Origin of the sequence: Paractinoplanes polyasparticus (genome assembly GCF_019710575.1) — a bacterium.
Classification (GTDB): Bacteria; Actinomycetota; Actinomycetes; order Mycobacteriales; family Micromonosporaceae; genus Actinoplanes; species Actinoplanes polyasparticus.
Genome location: NZ_JAHWFK010000051.1, coordinates 36946 through 58175, shown reverse-complemented (window position 1 = coordinate 58175; position 21230 = coordinate 36946). Strand labels below are relative to the sequence as shown.

Sequence of the window (21230 nt, the reverse complement as noted above, 5' to 3'; positions counted from 1 at the left end):
GGGGATGACGGCCCGGTTTCGGACCGGGCGTCATCCCCGCGGGCAGGATCAACTGATCACGTACGCCCGGATCACGGTCACGGTGGCGGTGTTGCCCGCCGTGTCGGTGGAGGTGGCCCGCAGCGACACGAAGCCGGACGTCGGATTGGTCACCCGGATGCTCCGGCGGTCACTGCTGACGGTTGCCGTACGCCAGGTGCGGCCGTCATCGGTGGAGAACTCAGCGGTCAACGTGCGGTTCGACCCCGCCGCCGACCCGGGCGCGCGGTCGACCGTCACCGGGATGGTGAAACTGCCCGCCGAAGCGTGCTTCGGGCTGAACCGAACCGTCGACACCGGCAGCACGGTGTCACCCGACGCCGACGAGAACGTCCACACCCCGCTGACCGACGTGCTCAGCCGGAACGGGGCCGAACGGGTGGCCGACTTCTCCAGCCGGTAAGCCGTGCGCTCCGCCGCCACCGGGAAATCAGGGAAATCGCCATCGGTCTCGCCGACCAGCTGGCCGGCCGCGTAGAGGGCCGTGCGGCGGGTATCCGTCACCGAGTCGCCACCGTGCCCGGCTCCGTCACCGAACAGCGGCACATAGGCCGCGATGGTGTCATCCCTGCGCGTCACCCCGGACAAGGCGGGGTCACCGGCGACCGAGGGCGCGAACACCGGGGTGTTCCACGTCTGCTGATAGACCTTGCCCGCAACGGGGCGCTGGGCCGGCCCGGTGGCGGTGCTCAGCGTCTCGCCGTCCAGCCGTTGCGCGAATTCGCCCTGCCAGTCCACAGTGCCGTCACCGCCGACGTACTCCGTGCGTTCGAACGGCAGCGAAAACGGCACGGACTCGGTGCTTCCGTTCCATCTGCCCAGGCTCGGACGGTATTCCTTGGTCCCGGTGGCACCGTCCACGTCCTGCGCGTACCGGGCCCTCACCGTGGCCAGGTCCGCGGTCCTGACCTTCATGTCGAAGCCGGTGAAGAAGTCACCACTGCGGGAGTACGCCACGTTGTAGGAGAACGGACTGTCCAGGAAACCCTCGTCGTCGTTCTTCCACTTCGCGAACGCGCTGCTGACCAGAGCGCTGAACTCGTCCGCTTGCTGCGCCGGCCCGACGCGGGCGGCCAGCAGGTCACCCGGGGCGTACGAGAAGGAGGTGGTTCCCGCCTGACCGTGGGATGTGGTCCAAACGGCATCGACGGTGGTGAGCACCTGCCGGGCGTCGGTGCGCGGCGGTGTCACCTTCACCGGCTTGGCCGTACGAGCATCCAGCGTGACAGTCATGCTCCGATCGACGACGAGCTTCGGATGCACCAGCACGCTGGTGCTGTCTCCGGCGAAGAACTCGGTGGACAACCCGTAGGAACCCTTGGGCAAGCTGATCGTCTCGTCCGGGCCTCCGCTGGTGATGTATTCGGTGGGCTGTTGACGATCGAGCCGGATGAGGCCCCCGAAGTGGAAGTCGGTGTCCGGCGCACCGGTGCGGTCGATGTGCGAGAAGGTCACGTCGTACCGCTCGACATCGCGGTTGACCACCACCGGCGTGACGATCCGGGTGTCCGGAGAACCCGACGCCACGACACGAGCGGTCTTGTAGCCGTCCGTCCCCTCGACCCGGGTGTCAGCGACCGCGGTGGCGGTCGCGGTGCCCCCGGCCGGAACGGTCAGGGTCGCCGGCGACACCGAGAACATGCCGGAACCGCCCTCGATCGTCAGGGCGAGGGCGACCGCTGCGGTGCCGCTGTTGCGGTACGTCAGCGTCTTGCTGATCGGAGTGTCGTCGGAGTGTGGCCATGCCTGAACTCCGAAGTTCACGCTCGGCAGGTCGGCTACCACGGTCTGGCGTACCGCCCGGCCCACGTCCACACGCCCGGCGCCCTGCTGGAAGATGTCCAGGGCGGTGTTCGGCTGCGCGGCGCCCATCAGCGCCGCCTTCTTACGGCCCGGCGACCAGTCCGCGTGCTGCTGGGAGAGAATCGCGGCGGCGCCGGCCACGTGCGGGGTGGCCATCGAAGTGCCGTTCAGGCTGGTGTATCCGTCGTCGACCGGCTCACCCATGCGGCCGTTGGCCGCCCGCGCAGCCACGATGTTCACACCCGGCGCGGTGATGTCCGGCTTGACCGCGCCGTCACCGACGCGCGGACCACGATTGGACAACGGGGCAAGATCGTCACGATCGTCGACCGCCCCCACCGCCAGCGCCGCGTCCGCGCTGGCCGGCGAGTCCACCGGCGCCGTCGGCCGAAGCCCGAGGTTGCCCGCTGCGGCCACGAACAGGGTGCCGTACTGCGCGGTGAGGTCGTTGACGGCCTGCTCCATCGGGTCCAGCTCCGAGGAGTCGGGGCCACCCACGCTCAGGTTGACCACTGACGCCCGCGGGGCGGCCCACTCCATGGCGGCCAGCAGCGCCGATTCGGAGCAGCGGCTCTTGCACGCTTTCGCGATCGCCAGCTGGGCGCCCGGCGCCACCCCCCGGTACTTGCCGCCGGATTTCGCACCGGTGCCGGCGACGATCGACGCGACGTGGGTGCCATGACCGACAAGGTCGTCGGTGCTTTCGTCGTCGGTGAAGTTCGCACTCGCCACGATCTTGCCGGCGAAGTCCGGGTGGGTGGCGTCGATGCCCGTGTCGATCACGGCTACCGTCACCCCGGTGCCGTCCAGGCCCTGCTGCCACGCGGCCGGAGCACCGATCTGCGGCACACTGACATCGAGGCTCAGATCGCGCTGCCCGTCCAGGTAGACCCGTTCGACTCCGGCGCTCAGCGTGCGAGCCGTACTCGGACCCGTGGTCATCGAGGTCCACAACGCTGCCCGCTCGGCCCGCGACGTCGTCGTCGCCAGCAGACCCGACGCGGCCAGGACCCGACCGGCCCGGGCCCCGACGCCGGCGCGCTTCGTGTTCTTCGGGTACTTCACCAGCAACGGCAGATCGCTGTCACCGGTGTAACCGAACTCCCGCAACGCGGTCACGTCGAACAGCCGGTCGTCGAGCCGGCCCTGCCGCAGCAGCGGCATCGCATCCGACGGAACGACGTGCCGATGACCGTCGACGATCCGGCTCGAGAACCGGATGCCGGCTCGGCCCGGACCGTGTTCGAACGTGACCCTGTCACCGGACACCGTGACGCGGTCGCCGGTGATCAGAGTGACCGTGAACGGCTTCTGTCCCGCCGGCGCGGGTCTGGGCGGAGCATTTTCCGCTGCCGCGGCGGAAGGGACGGCCACCGTGAGTGCGGCGGCCGTCCCCAGCGCCACCGCAGCGGTAACCCATCGTCTCGTACGCATCTGTCCGTTACCTCGCTCCAAAAGGGACCATCGGTCAATGGCATAGATCCCTGCCGCCGCCGATACGTTGCCCGGAGCAGTTGTCACAGAAGACACATCGACAATGTCAATATCACTTACGTATGATGCTGAGCCGCCGGATAAGCGCCCACCACCTCGCGACGACTGCCTGGCTTGACAATGTTCGGGCGGTGTACCTTGACCGTGTTCCTGGAACAGGGAATGCAATGAAGGAATGAGCCTTTCCATACCGGGCGTCGACCCGGATGACCCGCGCTATCACCGACGCGGCGCGATGTACGTCCCGGCCGATGAAGGCGTCACCAAATGGGTGGCGGGTGACGTCTACACGGTGAAGGCCACCGCAGCCAACACGGGCGGCGCGTTCGGTTTCATCGATGCGACCGTCCCACCGGGGCGCGGTTCCGATCCGCATGCGCACGGGAGCGAGAGCGAGGCGTTCTTCCTTCTCTCCGGTGAGCTCGAATTTCTGGACGGGGATCGTCGGTTCACCGCGCGACAGGGCGACTTCGTCTTCGTACCCCCGGGTATCCGCCACTCCTTCTTCAACCGCGGAGTGCACAGCGCACGGATGGTGTTCATGTACTCCCCCGGCGGCCCGGAGGGCATGTTCCTGGATGCGGGCGACGATCCCCGGGCCGGCGAGTCAGCACCGGCCTGGGGCCCGGAGAAAATCGCCGAGGTGCTGCCCGTGTTGACGCGGTACCAGATCGACGTGCTGCCGAACCTCGACTGACACGGTCGAGTCGGCCATCGGGCCCACATCCGGGCTCAGCGCACAGAAAGCCAGGCCCCGGGGTCGCGGGCAGCCCTTCGACCGCCGGGCCGGCTTGTAATCATGAACGCCGGCCGCCCTCGCGAGGAACGGTCAACTTGACCGACCAGCCGCCGTGCGGAGTCGGGCCCGCGGTCAAGGCGGCGCCGACCAGGCCGGCTCGCTCGCGCATGCCGATCAGGCCGAATCCGCGATGGTGACGGTCGGCTCGCACCGGCCCCGCAGTCGCCGGGCCGTTGAGAACCTCGAGCACGCTGCCGTCCGTACGGTGGTCGATCTTGACAGTCACCTCGGCGCCCGGGGCGTGATCGCGGGCGTTGGAGAGTGCTTCCTGGGCCACACGGTAGAAGGTCAGCTCCGCCGCCGCCGACAGGTCACCGGCTTCTCCCGACACGATCAATTTCGGGCGGTTCCACGTGTCCGCGTGGCTGGCCACCAGTTCGCCGATCCCCTGCAGTCCCGGTACGGCCGCGCCATCGAGTTCGATCGGCCCGGTCTCCCGAAGGGTGCCCACCACCGACCGAAGATTGCCCAACGCGCTCTTGCCCTCGGTACGGATGGCGGCGGCGGCGCGGCGGGCGGCGTCGAGGTCCCGGTCGAGCATCCGTTCCACGACGGTGGCCTGAACGATGAGGGCCGTCAGGTGATGGGCGGCAACATCGTGCAACTCGCGCGCCATCCGAGTGCGTTCGGCGGCCAGGGCGGCGTCGGTGCGAACGCGGAGGTTCTCCGCGGCCTCGGCCGCGCGGAGCTCGACGATCTCGGTGTAACGCCGGCGGATCGTGGCGCTGCGGCCCAGCAGAGCCGCTGTGCCGTACAGCAGCAGCGTCAGGAAGAACTGCCCGGAGAAGCGCGTGACCAGCGGCCAGGGCGACGCGGTGGCGTCCGCGGCCAGGGCCGCGGGAATCGCGCTGAGCACCACGAAGCTCCCGATCTCGATGAACGCCGCGAGCACGGCCAGAACATAGGCGCGGACCCCGGGCAGTAGCGTGCCGCAGGTGTAAACGGCGATGAGTAGCGCCATTCCCCGCAGACCCTCTCCCGGCGGCGCGGCCGAAGCCAGGGCGATCTGCAGGGCGAACACCGCGGCCGCGCACCAGATAGGTCGTACCCGGCGGAAACACAGGACCGCTGCCTGCGCCATCAACAAGATCAGGATGGGGACGTCCGAAGGGACAACGGAGGTGACCGGATGGGCACCACTGGGAAGCAGGTACAGGCCCGCGGTCAGGACCGCCACCACAACCGCGAACGCGGCGTCGCGCCGGAACGGTGTGCTCAGCCCCAGCGCGTCCAGCCGTCGGACCCAGTCGTCGAGAAAACGTCTTCGCTCGGCTGACTTGGCGAACCTCTGGGGTTCATCCATTGCCTTTCACCTGTTCACGCCTTCTCCTGCCGGTCCATTTCCTGCGCTGGTGATGCCGGCGGCAAGCTACCGACGAGCCCGCACCGATGCTAGCGACGCCGACGCCCGGAGCGACCCCTCCACCGCGGCCGACCGACAAGATTCATACCTGCGACGCAATCGCCTCCGCCGGCCTCCGTCGCAGGTCGCAAGCCGAAGTTCGTGCTCGCGCCAGATGTGCCGGCCAGGCGGCGAAGGGCACGGTTTTGGTGCCGCCCGGTGCGGCCGTCCGACGTTCCGCCCAGCCTGTTCGAGGAGCCCGCCATGGCGCAGCACACCACCGAACCGTTGGCCGAGTTCCGACGTTCGAACACCGCGAGCGGGGTGGCCGTCATCACCGCGGCGCTGATGGTCGGTTTGGCCCCGTTCGCGACATCGGAGGCCGCTGCCACTGCGTTCGCGGCTGGGCGTACCGGCTGGGAGGACATCGTCCGTGAACGGGTCGAGATCCCCATGGACGGCGGCTGGGTCGCGAAGGGCGAGTTGTCCTATCCTCGCGGCGCTGAAGGCAGACTGCCCACGGTGGTGCTGTTGCACGGCAGCGGCCTGAACGACATGGACCAGGCCTTGTCCGGATCAGACTCCACCTTCAAGCCCATCGCCCAGGCGGTGAACCGGCAAGGGTTCGCGGTGCTGCGGTTCAACAAACGAGGCGTGCTCGGCGTCGGCCCCTTACTCACCGATGATCCCGCCCAGCTGTATCCGAAGAAGCCGTACGAGCAGGTGCTGCGCGATGCCGCAGCGGCCGTCAGGTTCGCGCAGAAGCACAAGCGGGTGGACGCGAATCGGCTGTTCCTGCTCGGACACAGCGAGGGCACGATGGTGGCGAGCAACCTGGCCGCCGACCCGCAGCGTTTCGGCATCGTCGAGCCGGCCGGCGTCGTGATGCTGGGGGTGGTCGGCGGAGGGCCGCGCGAGACGCTCTACTACCAGTCGATCGGCGCGCAGCTCGGTCTGCTGCACGAAGGCGCCCCGAAGGGTTCGGACGCCTACCTCGAGGACATCGCCCGCTTCGCCCTGCCCGCGGACGACTTGCCGCTGTACTGCGGGCCGGTGCTGTTGCTCAACGGCGAGAACGACATCCAGACCAGGACGAGCGGCGCCATCGCCACCGACGCCGCGCTCACGAGGGCCGGTCACAAGGACCATCGGCTCATCACCTACCCCGGACTGGGCCACTTGATGAACCAAACGAGCGAGTACTCGCCGGGCGTCGGCAACCCCGACGAAGCAGTCATCAATGACGTCACCTCCTGGCTGACCAAGCACCGCTGACGCCCCGTCGGCCTCATCCAGGACTGCACAGTCGGATGGCGCTCGGTGTCGCCTTCAGCTGGTCGGTTCCCAAGGTTTTCGCGGCCAACAACGCCGAGATGCCACCGGCGGCTTGGCTCCTCTTCCTGGCCGGCGTGCTGTGGACAATGGCCTACGACACCACGTACGCGATGGCCGACCGCGACGACGATCGTTCGATCGGCATCAGGTCGACCGCGATCCTGTTCGGTGACGCCGACCGCCTCGCCGTCGGCATCATGCAGTCGTCGATGCTGGTCCTCATGTGGTGGGGCGTCCGTGGGCACGGCGACCCGTCTTCGGTGCGGCTGCACCGGCCCGGTCAGGGAAGTTGGAGTTCTTTGAGTTCGCGGCGTGAGGTGATGCCCAGCTTGCGGAAGATGTTGCGCAGGTGGGTTTCGATGGTCCGTGGGCTGAGGAACAGCTGTGCGCCGACCTCACGGGAGGTTGCTCCGGTTGCCACGAGGCGTGCGATGTGCAGTTCGTGGGCGGTGAGCGCGTCGGCGGGCTGGGCGTTCCGTTTGCTCGGGTGCTCACCGGCGGCGCTCAGCTCGCGGGCGGCGCGCGCCGCGAACGCTTCCGCGCCCATGTCCGACAACAGCTTGTGGGCGGTGCGGAGCTGATCGCGGGCCTCCTGGCGGCGACGTTCGCGGCGTAGCCATTCGCCGTAGACGAGGTGGGTGCGGGCGAGGTAGACGGCCATCCGGCAGTTGGTGAGCCGCTCGATCGCCTGGCGGTAGTGCTCCTCGGCGGCAGGACCAGTGGTCAGCAGGGCACGTGAGCGCGCGAGCAACCCCAGGGCAAACTGAGTCCCACTGGCACGGGCCCGGGAGTTGAGCTGCTCCAGCGCGGCGGCCGCACGTTTCGGCTCACCGGCACGGGATGCCGCTTCGATGAGCTCGGGCAGGGCCAGACTGCTGTACGCCAAGTCGTCGTACTGCCACGGCGGTTGCGCGGCGGCGAACGCGTCGTCGTAATTGCCCAGACCGTTGTGCAGCGCTGCGAGCGTGGCCTGGGCCAGGCCGACCGTGGCACCCTCGCCCCGCCCCGTCGCCTCTTCGACCATGGCCGCGTACAGTTCCAGCGTTTCGGGCTCGTGGCCACGCCAGGCAGCCAGCATGAGCCGGGCGTTGGGCAGCGGCGGAGCCCCCGTCGCCTGCGTGATCGCGGTTTCCTCCGCGGCCAGCTCGGCGGCACGGGCGAGGTCGCCGGTCAGCACGAGCACTGAGGCAACCGCGTTGAGCGCGGCGGGAAGCATGGACAGCGCGCCGGCCTCGCGGGAGAGCCGGACCGCGCGGTCTGCCAGTACGTAGAGTGCCTCGTCATCCCACAGCATCGCCGCGACGTGGCAGGCCAACCACAGCCAGCGGCGGTCGCTGTCGCCGGCTCCGGAGTCGTGGTCGCGCAGCGTCTCGAGTGCACCCTGCAGCGGGATGACACTTGCCTCGTACCCCTGCGTGAACCTCGTGGCCAGTCCGTCCAGCAACAGATCGACCGGCTGCGGCGGCTTCGAGGACGCGGGCGCGCCGAGGGCAGTTTCGGCTGCCTCCAGCGCCCCGCGGCCGCGAGCAAGGCGACCGGCGTGGATCGCGGCATCGATCGCGTGGAGATAGGTTTCGCGGGCCAGCGCCGGGTCCAGAGGGGCGAGTGTCTCAGCGGCGGCGAGCAGCATCCCGGGCACGTCGCTGCCTCGGCTCTGGTAGAACGCAATCTGGGCGCGGAGCAACTCGACGCGGGCGCGTGGCAGGGCGTCCAACGGTCCGGCGGCCGCAACCGCCAGCAGCTCGAGGGCGGTCTCGGTCGCACCGGCCTCATGCTTGGCTTGCGCTGCGTCCAATGCGCGTTTCGCGCGAAGCGCAGGTTCCGGCGTCAGCTCGGATGCGCGCTGCAGGAACGCGGCCGCGGCGGCCACTCCCCCGCGGGCTCGCGCTCGTTCGGCCGAGCGCTCCAACCCTTCGGCAGCTTCTTCGTCAACTCCGAGCACCGCCTGCGCGCGTTGCCAGGCGCGGCGGTCCGGGTCGGCCTTCGGGTCGGTCGCGTCGGCCAGCGCGCCGTGGGCGCGGCGACGGTCCGGCGGCGTGGCTGCTCGATACACTGCCGACCGCACCAGCGGGTGGCGGAACCGTACCCGCACGCCGGTCTCCAGCAGCCCGGCGGCCTCCGCGGGCACTGCAGCCTCACGAGCGAGGTTCAGACGCGCGGCCGCGCGCCACAGCAACGCCACGTCACCCGTCGGTTCGGACGCGGCAACCAGCAGCAGCAACTGCGTCTCGGGCGGCAGGCTGGCCGAACGGCGGCGGAAGCTCTCCTCGATGCGGTGCGGGACGTCGAGCACGTCGGGCAGCTCGAACCCGCCCGCGAAGTCGGCCAACCGAATGTTGCGGGGCAGTTCCAGCAGCGCCAACGGGTTGCCGCTCGCTTCGGCGAGGATCCGTTCGCGCACCCCCTCGTCCAGCGGGGTCCGCACCGCAGCACTGAGCAGCGCACGCGCATCGGACGCGCCGAGCCGTTCCAGACGTAGCTCCGGCAACCCCGTGAACGGAAGCCGGTCGCTGTCGTCGATGTCGCGCAGCCCGAACACGAGGGCCAGCCTTTCGGCCCCCACACGCCGGGCCACGAAGGTCAGGACCTGTGCTGACGCCTCATCCAGCCACTGTGCGTCATCGACCAGACACAGCAACGGCTCTCTCTCGGCGACCTCAGCCATCAGGTTCAGGATGGCCAACCCGACCAGGAACCGGTCCGGCGCGGCGCCACCGTGGAGTCCGAACGCCACGCCGAGAGCGACCCGCTGCGGCTCGGACAGCACGCCGGTGCGATCCAGCAGGGGCGCACACAGCTGGTGCAGCCCTGCGAAGGCGAACTGCGTCTCGGACTCGACGCCGACCGAGGACTCCACTCGGAAGCCGGCGGCGAGTGCCGTCTGCCGGGCGTGCTCGAGCACGGCGGTCTTCCCGATCCCGGCTTCCCCGCGCACCACCAGAGAGCCGCTGCGCCCGACCCGCGCCAGCGAGAGGAACTTCTCGACCGTTGCACGCTCCACGCGCCGGCCCACGAGATCCACCAGAACGTCCTCTGTCAAAGCCGCAGTTCAGATAGCCGACACGGTAGTCGTCCCGGACGCGGCACGCGATAGCTCCGGATCATCACCCGCCACCTGGGCGGCTTCCCGGGGTGCCACGCCGTGACAACTACGCGGTTGTTACCGACGCGACGGCGCGGCCGTCGGTGTGAGCCTGATACCGCCACGCCCGGGCAACCGGCGGCTTGCCGTATCCGGGCCGATGGACTCAGTAGCTCCGTGGTCGGGCGGCGAACGACTTCCGACCGGACGAACCATCCGATGTCCGACCTGTCTTGTCCGCAGCGCTTTCAGACAAGGAACAGCCCATGCCTTGGAGCACCCGCGAGCTTGCCGAACTAGCAGGCGCCACGGTGAACACTATTCGGCACTATCACCGGCTTGGCCTGCTGGACGAGCCCGACCGCGGGTACAACGGGTACAAAAGGTACGGGGTACGGCATCTGGTACGGCTGCTGCGGATACGGCGATTGGCCGATCTGGGCCTGCCACTCTCAAAGGTGGATGAGGTCAGCGCGGGAGGTGAAGGCACACCGGATGCGCTGCAGGAGCTCGATCGCCGGCTCGCGGCCAGCATCGAGCACATACAGCAGGCTCGAGCCGACATCGCGGCGATCCTGCATGGCGACGCGCCGGCCGATGCACCGGCGGGGTTCGAGTCCGTCGCGTCACACCTGTCCGATACGGACAACTCGATTCTTCACGTCTATACGCAGCTTTACGACGAGGCCGCTCTGGCGGACTTGCGGCGAATGGTGGAGGTCGATGCCGAATCCGCCGCTGTCGGGAACGAAATCAACGCTCTACCGGCGGACGCGGACGAGAACACTCGGCAGCGGCTCGCAGAACGGCTGGCGCCGGCTCTCGCGCAGAATCTTGTTGACTATCCATGGCTGAGAAACCCGGTGGGACACCTGTCGAAAAATACGGGCGTCACGCATCAGACGGTGATTCAGGCAGTGGTGGAACTTTATAACCCCGCCCAAATCGACGTTTTATCACGGGCTGGCGTTCTCGCACAAAGGCTTCTGCAGGACGGTGAGCACTCGGCGTCAATCTGACGACCGCTCCGCACACTGGAATGGATCAACAGCATGTCGTCGTGCTGTGCGCGGTACGACGCTGCCGTGGGCGTGGCGCAGAACAGCGCTTCACGCGGAGCCGATGCTTCAAGTCGGCATTCACACCCTGACAACGGATCGCGGCGCGCTCCCGTTCATGGCATCGGCGTGTTACGGCTCACTTGTCTTGACCGTGTCGTAAGGACACGGCCTCCACTCGAAGTCAGGACAGGCGCAGCCAGCGAATCCCCCGATCAGCCAGGGGAACCGGGGGGCTGAGGGTCGATCCGTCGAAGTACGTGTGGCGACGGAGCCAGCGAACATCCTGAGGAGACGGCATGACAGCCCAAGGCGCAACGCTCGGCCTCATCATCAATCCCGTGGCGGGGATGGGCGGCAGTGTCGGGCTCAAGGGCACCGACGGCGAGGACGTCCTTCAAGAAGCCTGGCGACGGGGCGCACGCCCGGGCGCCGAGGAACGCGCCCGCGGCGCGATGAACCGTCTGGTCGAGATCGGGACGCCGTTGCGTGTTCTCACCGGTTCCGGCGAGTTGGGCGAGGATGTGGCGCGCGCAGCCGGTCTCGATGTGGAGGTGGTGCACAGTCCGGGGCCCGGGCCGACCACGTCCGCCGACACGCGAGCGGCGGCTGAGATCATGGCGGCGCGCTCGGTCGATCTCCTCCTGTTCGTCGGCGGCGACGGGACGGCGCGCGACGTCCTGGCGGCGGTGGGCGACGGGGTGCCCGTGCTCGGCGTGCCGGCCGGCGTGAAGATGCACTCCGCGGTGTTCGGCACCAGCCCGCGCAATGCCGGACACCTCGCCACCCTGTTCCTCGCGGCCAGTCCGGCGGCGCGGCTGCGCGAAGCCGAGGTGATGGACCTCGACGAAGCCGCCTTTCGCGGCGATCGCCTTTCCGCACGGCTCTACGGCTACGCCCGTAGCCCGTACGAGCGTCATCTGTCGCAGAATGCCAAAGCCGGATCGGGGGCGAGCGGCGAAACCGCGCTGCGTCTCGCGGCCCAGCAGGTCGCAGCCGGCATGAAGCCCGGCCACCTCTACATCCTCGGTCCCGGTACGACAACACGTCGCGTCGCCGATGCTCTCGACCTGCCCTCGACCCTGCTCGGCGTCGATGCCGTGCTGGACGGCAAATCCGTCGGCGCCGACCTCGACGAACAAGCGCTTCTCGACCTCATGCAGGGCCGGGAGACGTGGATCGTGGTCGGCGTTCTCGGCGGCCAGGGCAGCCTGTTCGGACGGGGTAACCAGCAAATCAGCGCTGCAGTGATCCGCCAGGTCGGACGTGACCACATCATCGTCATCTCCAGCCTGGAGAAGCTGCTCGCCCTCGAAACCGCATCACTGCACGTGGACACCGGCGACGCCGAGGTGGACGCGATGCTCGCCGGCTATGTCCGGATCGAAACCGGCCCCAACCGCAGCACGCTCTTCAAAGTGGAGGCGTGACCGCTGCCCTTTCTCATCCCGACGAAGGAGACCTTTCATGGGAGAAAGCACGGCACATCCGTACATGGCCAACTCGGTGCCCGAACTTCAGCGGGAGATGCTCGACGCGATCGGCGCCGACAGCATCGAAGAGCTGTTCAGCCAGATCCCGGCCGACCACCGCACCAACCGTCCCATCGACCTGCCGCCCGCGCTCAGCGAGAGCGAACTCACCCGGCATCTCATCGGCATCCTGGCGAAGAACCGGACCGTCGAGCAGAACCTCAACTTCCTCGGCGCGGGCAGCTGGCAGCATCACGTGCCCGCCGCCTGCGACGAGGTGGTCCGCCGTAACGAATGGCTCACCTCGGTCTTCGGCGAACCCAGCTCCGACCACGGCCGCAACCAGGCATGGTTCGAATTCTGCAGCCAGCTGGCCGAGCTCGTCGATCTGGACATGGTCGGTCTGCCGGTGCGCAGTTGGGGCGGCGCGGCCGGGTCGGCGCTACGGATGGCTTCCCGCCTGACGGGGCGCAACGAGGTCGCGGTCGTGCGGGCCATCGACCCCGAGCGCCTCTCGGTGATCCGCAACTACTGCGAGCCGGTCGAGATGGCCAACCACATCGCCGTCCGCCTCGTCGGCTACGACCCGGCCACCGGCTTGATGGACTTGGACGACCTGCGCGCCGCGGTCGGCGACCAGACGGCCGCCGTCTATTTCGAGACGCCCTCCTATCTCGGCGTGATCGAGCATCAGGGCGCCGCCATCGCCGAGATCACCCACGCGGCGGGCGCGGAGCTGATCGTCGGGGTCGATCCCCTCTCGCTCGGCGTGCTCGCCGCGCCCGTCAGTTACGGCGCGGACATCGTCGTCGGCACGATCCAGCCCCTCGGCGTCCATCTGAACACCGGCGGCGGGGTCGGCGGCTTCATCGCGACCCGCGACGACGATCGCTACGCACACCAGTACCCGTCGCTGCTCATCAGCATTGCCGAGACGATCGAACCCGGCGAGTACGGCTTCGGCTTGAGCCTGTTCGAGCAGTCCTCCTACGGCAAGCGCGACAAGGGCAACGACTGGACCGGTCACTCGGTCTACATGTGGGCGATCGCCGCAGCCACCTACATGGCGCTGATGGGCCCGAAGGGTTTCGAGGAGATCGGCGGCGTCATCCTGCAGCGGGCGCATCACGCGGCGCGGCGGCTGGCCGAGATCGAAGGCGTACGCGTCACCTTCCCCTCCGGTTTCTTCAAGGAGTTCGTCGTCAACTTCGACGGCACCGGACGAGAAGTCGGCGAGATCAACGAATCCCTGCGGGAGCAAGGCATCTTCGGCGGCAAGGACTTGTCGCAGGAATTCCCCGAGCTGGGCGCGAGCGCTCTGTACTGCGTCACCGAGATCCACACCGGGAACGACATCGAGCGCCTGGTCGGCGCCCTCACGAAGGCGATCGCGCGATGAGCATCGAACCGAAGGAACTTCAAGCTCCGGTCTGGCGCGAGCCGGTCATCCACCAGATGGGCGCTGCGGGCCGCCGCGGGGTGCTGTTCTCGCGAGTGGAGGACGAGATCGAGGCCGGCGTCGGTCCGGCCGAGAACCTGATTCCGGATGCGGTGCGCCGCCGCGATCGACCCGCCCTGCCGGAGCTCTCCGAGCCGGAGGTGCTCTATCACTATCTGCGTCTGTCCCAGCAGACACTCGGCATGATGGGGATCAGCCTGTTCGGCACCTGCACGATGAAGTACAACCCGGCGGTCAACGAGGCGATCGCCTGGCGGCCGGAGATCACCGAGGTGCATCCGCTCCAGCACGAGGACACCCTGCAAGGAACGCTGGAAATCGTCCACGGCATGGACCTGATCCTGCGCGAAGTCTCGGGCATGGATCAGTTCGTCTTCCAGGCGGGTGGCGGCGCCGAGGCGGCGTACGTCAACTGCGCCGTGACGCGCGGCTATCACGCGGCCCGGGGCGAGCTGGAACAGCGCGACGAAATCATCACCACGATCCAGACCCATCCCTCCAGCGCCGCGACCGCGGCCATGGCGGGGTTCAAGGTCGTCACTCTTCCGCTCGACGAGAACGGCTATCCGTCCCTGGACGCGCTGAAGGCCGCGGTCTCGAACCGCACGGCGGCCCTGATGGTCAACAACCCCGACGACATGGGCGTCTACAACCCGGAGATGAAGGATTGGGTGCGCATCGTCCACGAGGCGGGCGGGCTCGCCTTCCACGACAGCGCGAACTTCAACGGCATCATCGGAAAGCTCCGGCCGCGCGAGCTCGGATTCGACGCCTGCATGTTCATGCTCCACAAGACGTTCGGAGCACCCAAGAGCGGTGTCGGCGGGCCGGCGGTCGGCGCCTACGGCTGCTCGGCCGAGCTCGCGCCCTTCCTCCCGTCGCCGCTGGTCGCCTTTGACGGCAGTCGGTACCACCTCGACTACGACCGGCCCCAGAGCATCGGCAAGATCCGCGAGTTCTGGGGCAACGTACCGGTGGTGGTGAAGGCCTACGCCTGGTCGCGAGCGATGGGCGCCGAGGGGATGGCGCAGGTCTCGGACCTCTCCGTTCTGGCCAACAACTACATGGAGAAGGGCTTGGTCGCCATCCGAGGGGTGACGCGGTCACACCCCGACGCCAAGTTGCCGCGTCTCGAGATGACGCGCTACAGCCTGCAGACGCTCAAGGAGGAGACCGGAGTCGACATCCACGACGTCCAGAACCGGATGTCCGACTTCGGCATCGACCCGCCGTGGACCAGCCACGAACCCTGGCTGCTTCCCGAGCCGTTCACGCCGGAAGCCGGCGAGATGTGGGGCAAGGAGGCGCTCGACACCTGGGTCGCCGTCGTCAAGAAGGTCTCCGACGAGGCCTACTCGAATCCGGAACACGTCAAGACGGCGCCGCACAAACAAGCGGTTCACCGCCTGAAGCCCGGCGCGACCGACGACCCGAAGACCAGGGCAACGACTTGGCGTGCCTACCAGCGAAAGACGGGTCGCTAGTCGTCACGGCGGCGGGCGGCGCAGGTTGAGGCGAGAACACGACCTCTACCACCGGTGAGTGCCGCCCAGCGGAATCTGCGCCCGGAAGGTGGCCTCCACCTTCCGGGCGGAGCGGGTGGGGAAGACCGCACGGAGCGCCCCGGGCAGGCGAGTCTCGGGGCGGCGTCCTCGTCGTCCGAGCACCTGAACGGCGGTCAGAAGCCGGCCTTGCTGAGCCACTCGGTCAGCGTGCGGCGGGCGGCCTCGGTCAGGGCGGGGCCGTGGCGGGCGGCCTGGTCCCGCAGGGTGCGGGGGTCGATCCCGGCGGCGGAGAGCGCTTCGGCATGGCCGATCAGCCAGCGTTCGAGGTCGTGCTGCGGGGTCTCCAGGTGGAACTGGAGACCCAGGAGGTGTGCGCCGTCGGCGAAGGCCTGATGGGGGGTGGTCGCGGTCGAGGCGAGGCCGGTGGTCCCCGCGGGCAGGTCGAAGCCGTCGTTGTGCCAGTGCAGCACCGGCACTCCGGCCAGGTGCCGCAACGGGGTGCCGGCTGCCTCGGCGGTCAGGTCGAGCGGGGCGTAGCCGATCTCGGTATGGCCGGTGGGGTGCACCTTGGTGTCGAGGGCGCGGGCCATGAGCTGGGCGCCGAGGCAGATGCCGAGGGTGGGCCGGCGCGCGTTCAGACGTACCCGCAAGGCGTTGATCTCGTCGGCCACGAACGGGTAGCGGTCGTCGTCGTTGGCGCCGATCGGTCCACCGAGGATGACGAGCAGGTCGGCGTCGAGAAGGCCGGCGGTGGTGAGGGGGTCGATGCCCGCGTCGACATACCGGACGGTGTGGCCGCGCTCGTGCAGCACCGGTGCGAGCAACCCCAGGTCTTCGAAGGCTAGGTGACGGACGGCCAGGACGGTGCGGGACATGAGAATTTCCTTCGTCAGCGGAGGTAGGAGGCGCCGTTGAGGTCGAGGACGGCCCCGGAGGACCAGCGCGCCTCGGGCGAGCTGAGGTGCAGCACGGCCGCGGCAACCTCTTCGGGAGTGCCGACCCGGCCGAACGGGCTCTGGCTCATCACCTCCGCGCCGTCGGGGCCGTCGAGTTTGGCCTGTTGGCGGTCCGTGCTGATGAAGCCGGGCGCGACCGAGGTGACGGCGATGTCGTACGGCGCCAGGGCGACCGCCATCGACTGGCCGAACGCGTGCAGGGCGGCCTTCGCGGCGCCGTAGGCCGGATAGTCGGGCTCACCCCGGTAGGCCCCGCGGGAGCCGACGTTGACGATGCTGCCGGGCGCCCCCCGCTCGATCAGGTGCGTGACGACGCCGTGGGTCACGTCGGCCGCACCGAGCAGGTCGACCTCGAGCATGCGGCGCCAGGTGGAGTGCCATTGCTCGTACGGGGTGGTGGCGATCGGATGCCGGTTGTCCGCACCGGGGGCGACGGCCGCGTTGTTCACCAGGACGTCGATGCCGCCGAGGTCTCGTACCGCCGACTCGACCACCTGCCGGGCCGCGACCGGGTCGCCGAGGTCTCCGCCCACCAGGACGTGACCGGTGCCCGTCAGGACGCTCAGCGTCTGCTCGGCGTCGGCCCGGGCCGACGCGTAGTGGACCGCCACCCGGTCGCCGTGCGCCGCGAACGCCGTCGCGATCGCCCGGCCGATGCCCCGCGAGGCGCCGGTGACCAGGACGCGCCTCATCGGGCGAACACCTGCGACTCGTCCCGGAACGCCTTGAACTCCAGCGCGTTGCCGGCCGGGTCGCGGAAGAACATCGTCCACTGCTCGCCGGGCGCGCCAGGGAAGCGCAGGTAGGGCTCGATCAGGAAGGCCGTGCCCGCTGCGCGCAGCCGGTCGGCGAGGGCATGGAACTCGGGCGTGCTCAGCAGCAGGCCGAAGTGCGGGATCGGCACCTCGTGGGAGTCGACCTCGCTCTCCCCGGCCGGGCGAACCGTGCCCGGGATCACGTGCGTGACCAGCTGGTGGCCGTGCAGGCTCCAGTCGACCCAGTGGTCGCTGGACCGGCCCTCGGCCAGGCCGAGCACGCCGCCGTAAAAGGCACGGGCAGCGGGCAGGTCGTCGACGGGAACGGCGAGATGGACAGCGGGGCGTTCAGGCATGCCCAAGAGCTTGCGCCGCCTGATGTTCGAATGTCAACATTCAGACATGACCAGCCCTGTGTTGCGCCGCGGCCTCGCCGACGAGGCCGCCGACCGGATCCGCGACGCCATCTTCGAGGGTCATTTCCCGCCCGGCGCCACCCTGCGCGAGGTGGAGCTGGCCGCCTCGCTAGGGGTCAGCCGCGGCTCGGTTCGCGAGGGCCTGACCCGGCTGGAGCACGAGGGGTTGATCCGTACGATCTGGCACCGCGGCACGCGCGTCGTCGACGTGACCGCGGCCGACGTGGGCGAGGTGTACACGCTGCGCGCCGCCCTCGACCGGCTGGCCGCCACCACCGCCCACCACGCCGCCACGTCCCAGCAGCTCGCGGGCCTGGACGCACTGGTCACCGAGATGGCGGCAGCCGTGGCCGCCGGGGTCACCGGCGCCCAGCTGGTCGCCCTCGACATGGCCTTTCACGAGGCCGTGTACGCAGCGGCGGGCAACACGCGCCTGCACGAGGCATGGCGTGCGTTGCGCTCCCAGGTCCACCTGTTCCAGCTGCGCCGGGTCACGGTCGGCGCCGCCCACTACCGCGACCGCGTCATCACCGAGCACCGCGAGCTCGCGGAGCTGATTCGCGAGGGCGATCAGGAGACCCTGGCCGCTGTGGCCGAGGAGCACGTGCACGCCGCCCGTCGAGCCCTGCTGGCCGACCTGCCGGCCTGACCTCGGCGGAGCCCATCAGTGGCGTCGCTGAGCGTTGACCTCGTCCAGGAAGTCGAGCATGAGGTTCGCGACGTCCTCGACCCGGGACTCGAGCAGGAAGTGACCGCCGGTCAGCAGGTGGATCCGCGCGTCCGGCAGGTCACCGGCGAAGGCCTTCGCACCAGCCGGGCCGAAGATCTCGTCACCGTCACCCCAGACCGCGAGCAGCGGCGGCCGGTGCTCGCGGAAGTACTCGTGCAGCCGCGGATAGAGCGACCTGTTCGTCGGGTAGTCGGCGAACAGATCCAGCTGCACGGCGTCGTTCCCGGGCCGGGACACCAGCGCGTGGTCGTGTCCCCAGACGGTGGGGTCGACCAGGCTCTCGTCAGGCTCGCCGGTCAGATACTGCCAGCGGATAGCGTCGAGGCTCAGCGCCTGCCGCATCGTCGCTTCGGTCTCGGCGTTGCGGTTGCGGCCGTACTCCCACAGGCCGTCCCAGAACTCGGGGACGAAGCCTTCCTCGTACGCGTTGCCGTTCTGGGTGATGATCGCCGTGATGGCGCCCGGGTCGCGCAGAGCGAGCCGCCACCCGATCGGCGCGCCGTAGTCCTGGACGTAGATCGCGTAGCGCTCGACGCCCAGCTGGCGCACCAGGCCCTCGGTGATCGTCGCGAGCGCGTCGAAGGTGTAGTCGAACGCGGTCACCGGCGGGGCGTCGGAGAGGCCGAAGCCGAGGTGGTCAGGCGCGATCACGTGGTAACGGGCGGCCAGCCGCGGGATGAGCTCGCGGAACATGTTCGAGCTGGTCGGATAGCCGTGCAGCAGCACGATGGCGGGGTTTGCCGGGTCGCCCGCCTCACGGTAGAAGATCCGGTGTCCGTCGACGGTCGCGTAGCGGTGATGAGTCATCGACCTAACCTCCTTGAGTTATTTAGCCGGTTACAAGAATGACTGTCATCCTGTAACCTGTCAAGCGAGCTTTGGAGGTTATATGGATGAGGAGCTGCTCCTCGCGCTGCTCAACAGCACCCCCGTGGTGGACGGCGTCCGCACCGAGACCCTGGAGCCGGACGCCGAACTCCGCGCCGGGCGCGACATCCTGCAGGCAGTCGTCCGCGGCGATCTCCCACCGTCGGCATTGACCCCACTACTGGCCGGGGTGACCTCACATCCGTCGATCTCCGAGGAGGGGCGGCTGACCTGGACGATCCACGCCCCCCAGGACCGGCTGATCCGGGCGATCGTGGCCTGGGACGAGCTGGAACGCAGCCGGCCCGGCCGGCTGCGCGCCTGCGCCAACCACGAATGCGCCCTGTTCCTGTTGGACCGCAGCAAATCGAACAACGCCCGCTGGTGCTCGATGGCGACCTGCGGCAACAAGCTCAAGGCACGGCGGCATTACCAGCGCACCCGCTCCGAGAGCCCGGCCGAGTCCACTTAGGTCTTCATGCGGCGGGTGACCGCTCGGGCCTCAGCCGGCCGCTACCCGGTCGGTGAAAGCGGTGAGCCTGGTCATGGCCCTGGCGACACGCTGATCAAGCGTAAGCGTCTCCTCAGGCTGAACCAGGCGTCCGCGGGGCTGGCGCTTACCGCGCAGATAAAGCGAGCAGGCCAGGTCCGAGCACACGTACTCGCCGACCGTGTTGCCTCGTCGGCCCGAGGCGCCGGCCAGTGGTGCCGCGAAAAGTGTCACACCCGAGGAGGCGTGCTCGGTCTGGCAGATACGGCACATGCTCGACCGCAGTCCGTGCCCCTTGCTCGCCGCGGATCGCCGGAGGACCAGACCGACCGGACCGTCGGGTCCCGGCGCGACCAAGGCGGCTCGCTGCGGCGCTGCGGGGTCGGGCCAGCCGAGGAAGTCGAGGTCGGCCCATGGCACAGACCCATCGGTGAAGCCCGGGGGCAGCTTGATGCGACCGGCCTCGCCCTTGCTGCAATTGACGAAGGAGCTCCGGATCTCTTTCTCGTCGAGCGGTTCCATGCGAGCGACGGTACCCGCAGAACGGCCGAAACGGAAACGGACGTCTGCTTCCGTTTCGTGTACAGTTGGCGCCGCATCAACCGTCCTGATGCCGAACGGCCTGCCGGACGGTGTCGGCTATACACTCGGCTTCGCCACGAAGGCGGTCGTACTAGCGGTAGCTGCCGTGGGCGCGCTTCTCATCCCTGAAACCCCCGCCACGCAACGGAAAGCTCCGATCACGCCGCCGGCTGAACAGGGTGAACTGGCAATGCGTGCCGGCGGAACAGGCGTTCCCGACGCGCCGGGAGAGGAGTTCTCGTGCGCCGAGACAAGGCCCGGAACCAGGAGCTGATCCTGAGGAGTGCCCATGAGGTGTTCTCCGAACTGGGAACTGATGTGGGGATGGAAGCTGTCGCCAGCCGTGCGGGCGTCGGCGTCGGCACCGTGTACCGCCATTTCCCGACCAAGGATCTCCTGCTCGACCAGCTGGTGAATACGCTGTACGAGGGCCTCATCACGGCAGCGCAGGATGCCCTCGCGCGAGGCGACGGGACAGGCCTGGAGGAATTCCTGCGACGGCTCAGCCGATCGCTGATCGAACACCTCGGCTATTCCGACAGGTTCATCAGTGGCCGAGGCCCGGGCGTGGGCGAGCGACTCGACAGCCTGTTCGATCAACTCCTGACCCAGGCGAAGACGCATCACATGATCAACGACAGGACCACGAAGGGCGACCTGCAGATCCTGATCTGGGGAGTGCGCGGTGTCGTCGCCGTGAGCGGCTCCGTCGCCCCCGACGCCTGGGAACGTTTCCTCGACATCCATCTCGCCGGACTACGCGTGTCTCCGTTTCCGAGCGCTGGTCCAGGCCCGGATGCCGCGCAGATCAGGCAGATGTTGGACGCACGCAACAAGAAATGACCTTCGTGGCCGGCGTGTCCGAGCACACGGCGACATCACAGTGCTTGCGGCCGGGCCGTCGTCGGCGCCGGCCATATCGAGGACCGGCTCGATGACATGCCGTACCTCGGCGCTCAAGACGCGGCGGCCACGAAGCGACGGTTCGGGCCGCCGGGTAGGCGGCCCGCACCGTCAGCGATCGCCGGAGGCGTCACGCCCATTTG

The 21230-nt window shown here is 68.7% G+C and carries 17 protein-coding genes and 1 pseudogene; 10 read left to right on the top strand and 8 right to left on the bottom strand.

Annotation, left to right across the window (positions count from 1 at the left end; translation table 11 throughout):
- Positions 1-48: 48 nt before the first annotated feature.
- Positions 49-3276 carry a S8 family serine peptidase gene (locus KXC43_RS40405; protein ID WP_221381541.1) on the bottom strand — a complete coding sequence of 1076 codons (3228 nt, stop codon included), beginning with the start codon at positions 3274-3276 and terminating at the stop codon, positions 49-51.
- Between the two features lie 295 nt (positions 3277-3571).
- On the opposite strand from KXC43_RS40405, the gene KXC43_RS40400 reads away from it, so the two are divergent.
- Complete coding sequence (locus tag KXC43_RS40400) at positions 3572-4033, top strand: cupin domain-containing protein (protein WP_221381540.1); 462 nt, start codon at positions 3572-3574, stop codon at positions 4031-4033.
- Between the two features lie 100 nt (positions 4034-4133).
- Here the strand turns inward: KXC43_RS40400 and KXC43_RS40395 are convergent, their stop codons facing one another.
- Positions 4134-5438 (bottom strand): sensor histidine kinase, encoded by a 1305-nt coding sequence (locus KXC43_RS40395; RefSeq protein ID WP_221381539.1) that lies wholly within the window; start codon positions 5436-5438, stop codon positions 4134-4136.
- Positions 5439-5741: 303 nt separating this feature from the next.
- On the opposite strand from KXC43_RS40395, the gene KXC43_RS40390 reads away from it, so the two are divergent.
- Positions 5742-6752 (top strand): alpha/beta hydrolase family protein, encoded by a 1011-nt coding sequence (locus KXC43_RS40390; protein WP_221381538.1) that lies wholly within the window; start codon positions 5742-5744, stop codon positions 6750-6752.
- Positions 6753-6787: 35 nt separating this feature from the next.
- Positions 6788-7048: pseudogene (locus KXC43_RS53375) on the top strand (UbiA family prenyltransferase); the annotation flags it as partial.
- A 44-nt stretch (positions 7049-7092) separates the two neighbouring features.
- Here KXC43_RS53375 and KXC43_RS40385 read toward each other — a convergent pair.
- Positions 7093-9825: an ATP-binding protein gene (locus tag KXC43_RS40385; protein WP_221381621.1), complete on the bottom strand. Its 2733-nt coding sequence runs from the start codon at positions 9823-9825 to the stop codon at positions 7093-7095.
- 335 nt (positions 9826-10160) lie between these two features.
- Here KXC43_RS40385 and KXC43_RS40380 point away from each other — a divergent pair, with 335 nt between their 5' ends.
- From KXC43_RS40380 to gcvPB, 4 genes are all read left to right on the top strand, one after another.
- Positions 10161-10913 carry a helix-turn-helix domain-containing protein gene (locus KXC43_RS40380; RefSeq protein WP_221381537.1) on the top strand — a complete coding sequence of 251 codons (753 nt, stop codon included), beginning with the start codon at positions 10161-10163 and terminating at the stop codon, positions 10911-10913.
- A 338-nt stretch (positions 10914-11251) separates the two neighbouring features.
- Positions 11252-12382 carry an ATP-NAD kinase family protein gene (locus tag KXC43_RS40375; RefSeq protein ID WP_221381536.1) on the top strand — a complete coding sequence of 377 codons (1131 nt, stop codon included), beginning with the start codon at positions 11252-11254 and terminating at the stop codon, positions 12380-12382.
- Between the two features lie 37 nt (positions 12383-12419).
- Positions 12420-13823: an aminomethyl-transferring glycine dehydrogenase subunit GcvPA gene (gcvPA, locus tag KXC43_RS40370; protein ID WP_221381535.1), complete on the top strand. Its 1404-nt coding sequence runs from the start codon at positions 12420-12422 to the stop codon at positions 13821-13823.
- Complete coding sequence (gcvPB, locus tag KXC43_RS40365) at positions 13820-15367, top strand: aminomethyl-transferring glycine dehydrogenase subunit GcvPB (protein ID WP_221381534.1); 1548 nt, start codon at positions 13820-13822, stop codon at positions 15365-15367. The genes gcvPA and gcvPB overlap by 4 nt, the downstream gene beginning before the upstream one ends.
- 194 nt (positions 15368-15561) lie before the next feature.
- Here the strand turns inward: gcvPB and KXC43_RS40360 are convergent, their stop codons facing one another.
- The 3 genes from KXC43_RS40360 to KXC43_RS40350 are packed head-to-tail and all read right to left on the bottom strand — an operon-like array spanning position 15562 to position 17455.
- A complete protein-coding gene (locus tag KXC43_RS40360) occupies positions 15562-16263 on the bottom strand; it encodes a glutamine amidotransferase (protein ID WP_221381533.1) in 702 nt (233 codons plus the stop codon).
- Between the two features lie 14 nt (positions 16264-16277).
- On the bottom strand, positions 16278-17036 hold the full coding sequence (locus KXC43_RS40355) for an SDR family NAD(P)-dependent oxidoreductase (protein WP_221381532.1): 759 nt from the start codon (positions 17034-17036) through the stop codon (positions 16278-16280).
- On the bottom strand, positions 17033-17455 hold the full coding sequence (locus tag KXC43_RS40350; protein ID WP_221381531.1) for a VOC family protein: 423 nt from the start codon (positions 17453-17455) through the stop codon (positions 17033-17035). The genes KXC43_RS40355 and KXC43_RS40350 overlap by 4 nt, the downstream gene beginning before the upstream one ends.
- A 46-nt stretch (positions 17456-17501) precedes the next feature.
- Between KXC43_RS40350 and KXC43_RS40345 the strand changes: the two genes are divergently transcribed.
- Positions 17502-18164: a GntR family transcriptional regulator gene (locus tag KXC43_RS40345; RefSeq protein WP_221381530.1), complete on the top strand. Its 663-nt coding sequence runs from the start codon at positions 17502-17504 to the stop codon at positions 18162-18164.
- A gap of 15 nt (positions 18165-18179) precedes the next feature.
- Here the strand turns inward: KXC43_RS40345 and KXC43_RS40340 are convergent, their stop codons facing one another.
- Positions 18180-19052, bottom strand: coding sequence for an alpha/beta fold hydrolase (locus tag KXC43_RS40340; protein ID WP_221381529.1), 873 nt, complete (start codon positions 19050-19052; stop codon positions 18180-18182).
- An 82-nt stretch (positions 19053-19134) separates the two neighbouring features.
- Here KXC43_RS40340 and KXC43_RS40335 point away from each other — a divergent pair, with 82 nt between their 5' ends.
- Positions 19135-19584 (top strand): CGNR zinc finger domain-containing protein, encoded by a 450-nt coding sequence (locus KXC43_RS40335; protein ID WP_221381528.1) that lies wholly within the window; start codon positions 19135-19137, stop codon positions 19582-19584.
- A gap of 30 nt (positions 19585-19614) precedes the next feature.
- Here the strand turns inward: KXC43_RS40335 and KXC43_RS40330 are convergent, their stop codons facing one another.
- Positions 19615-20124, bottom strand: coding sequence for an FBP domain-containing protein (locus tag KXC43_RS40330; RefSeq protein WP_221381527.1), 510 nt, complete (start codon positions 20122-20124; stop codon positions 19615-19617).
- 300 nt (positions 20125-20424) lie between these two features.
- Here KXC43_RS40330 and KXC43_RS40325 point away from each other — a divergent pair, with 300 nt between their 5' ends.
- On the top strand, positions 20425-21027 hold the full coding sequence (locus KXC43_RS40325; protein WP_221381526.1) for a TetR/AcrR family transcriptional regulator: 603 nt from the start codon (positions 20425-20427) through the stop codon (positions 21025-21027).
- Positions 21028-21230: the final 203 nt, after the last annotated feature.

Excerpts from the sequence above, each read along its gene's own strand:
- KXC43_RS40405 (WP_221381541.1), bottom strand. The coding sequence starts at position 3,276 with ATGCGTACGAGACGATGGGTTACCGCTGCGGTGGCGCTGGGGACGGCC.
- KXC43_RS40400 (WP_221381540.1), top strand. The coding sequence starts at position 3,572 with ATGTACGTCCCGGCCGATGAAGGCGTCACCAAATGGGTGGCGGGTGAC.
- KXC43_RS40395 (WP_221381539.1), bottom strand. The coding sequence starts at position 5,438 with ATGGATGAACCCCAGAGGTTCGCCAAGTCAGCCGAGCGAAGACGTTTT.
- KXC43_RS40390 (WP_221381538.1), top strand. The coding sequence starts at position 5,742 with ATGGCGCAGCACACCACCGAACCGTTGGCCGAGTTCCGACGTTCGAAC.
- KXC43_RS40380 (WP_221381537.1), top strand. The coding sequence starts at position 10,161 with ATGCCTTGGAGCACCCGCGAGCTTGCCGAACTAGCAGGCGCCACGGTG.
- KXC43_RS40375 (WP_221381536.1), top strand. The coding sequence starts at position 11,252 with ATGACAGCCCAAGGCGCAACGCTCGGCCTCATCATCAATCCCGTGGCG.
- gcvPA (WP_221381535.1), top strand. The coding sequence starts at position 12,420 with ATGGGAGAAAGCACGGCACATCCGTACATGGCCAACTCGGTGCCCGAA.
- gcvPB (WP_221381534.1), top strand. The coding sequence starts at position 13,820 with ATGAGCATCGAACCGAAGGAACTTCAAGCTCCGGTCTGGCGCGAGCCG.
- KXC43_RS40360 (WP_221381533.1), bottom strand. The coding sequence starts at position 16,263 with ATGTCCCGCACCGTCCTGGCCGTCCGTCACCTAGCCTTCGAAGACCTG.
- KXC43_RS40355 (WP_221381532.1), bottom strand. The coding sequence starts at position 17,036 with ATGAGGCGCGTCCTGGTCACCGGCGCCTCGCGGGGCATCGGCCGGGCG.
- KXC43_RS40350 (WP_221381531.1), bottom strand. The coding sequence starts at position 17,455 with ATGCCTGAACGCCCCGCTGTCCATCTCGCCGTTCCCGTCGACGACCTG.
- KXC43_RS40345 (WP_221381530.1), top strand. The coding sequence starts at position 17,502 with ATGACCAGCCCTGTGTTGCGCCGCGGCCTCGCCGACGAGGCCGCCGAC.
- KXC43_RS40340 (WP_221381529.1), bottom strand. The coding sequence starts at position 19,052 with ATGACTCATCACCGCTACGCGACCGTCGACGGACACCGGATCTTCTAC.
- KXC43_RS40335 (WP_221381528.1), top strand. The coding sequence starts at position 19,135 with ATGGATGAGGAGCTGCTCCTCGCGCTGCTCAACAGCACCCCCGTGGTG.
- KXC43_RS40330 (WP_221381527.1), bottom strand. The coding sequence starts at position 20,124 with ATGGAACCGCTCGACGAGAAAGAGATCCGGAGCTCCTTCGTCAATTGC.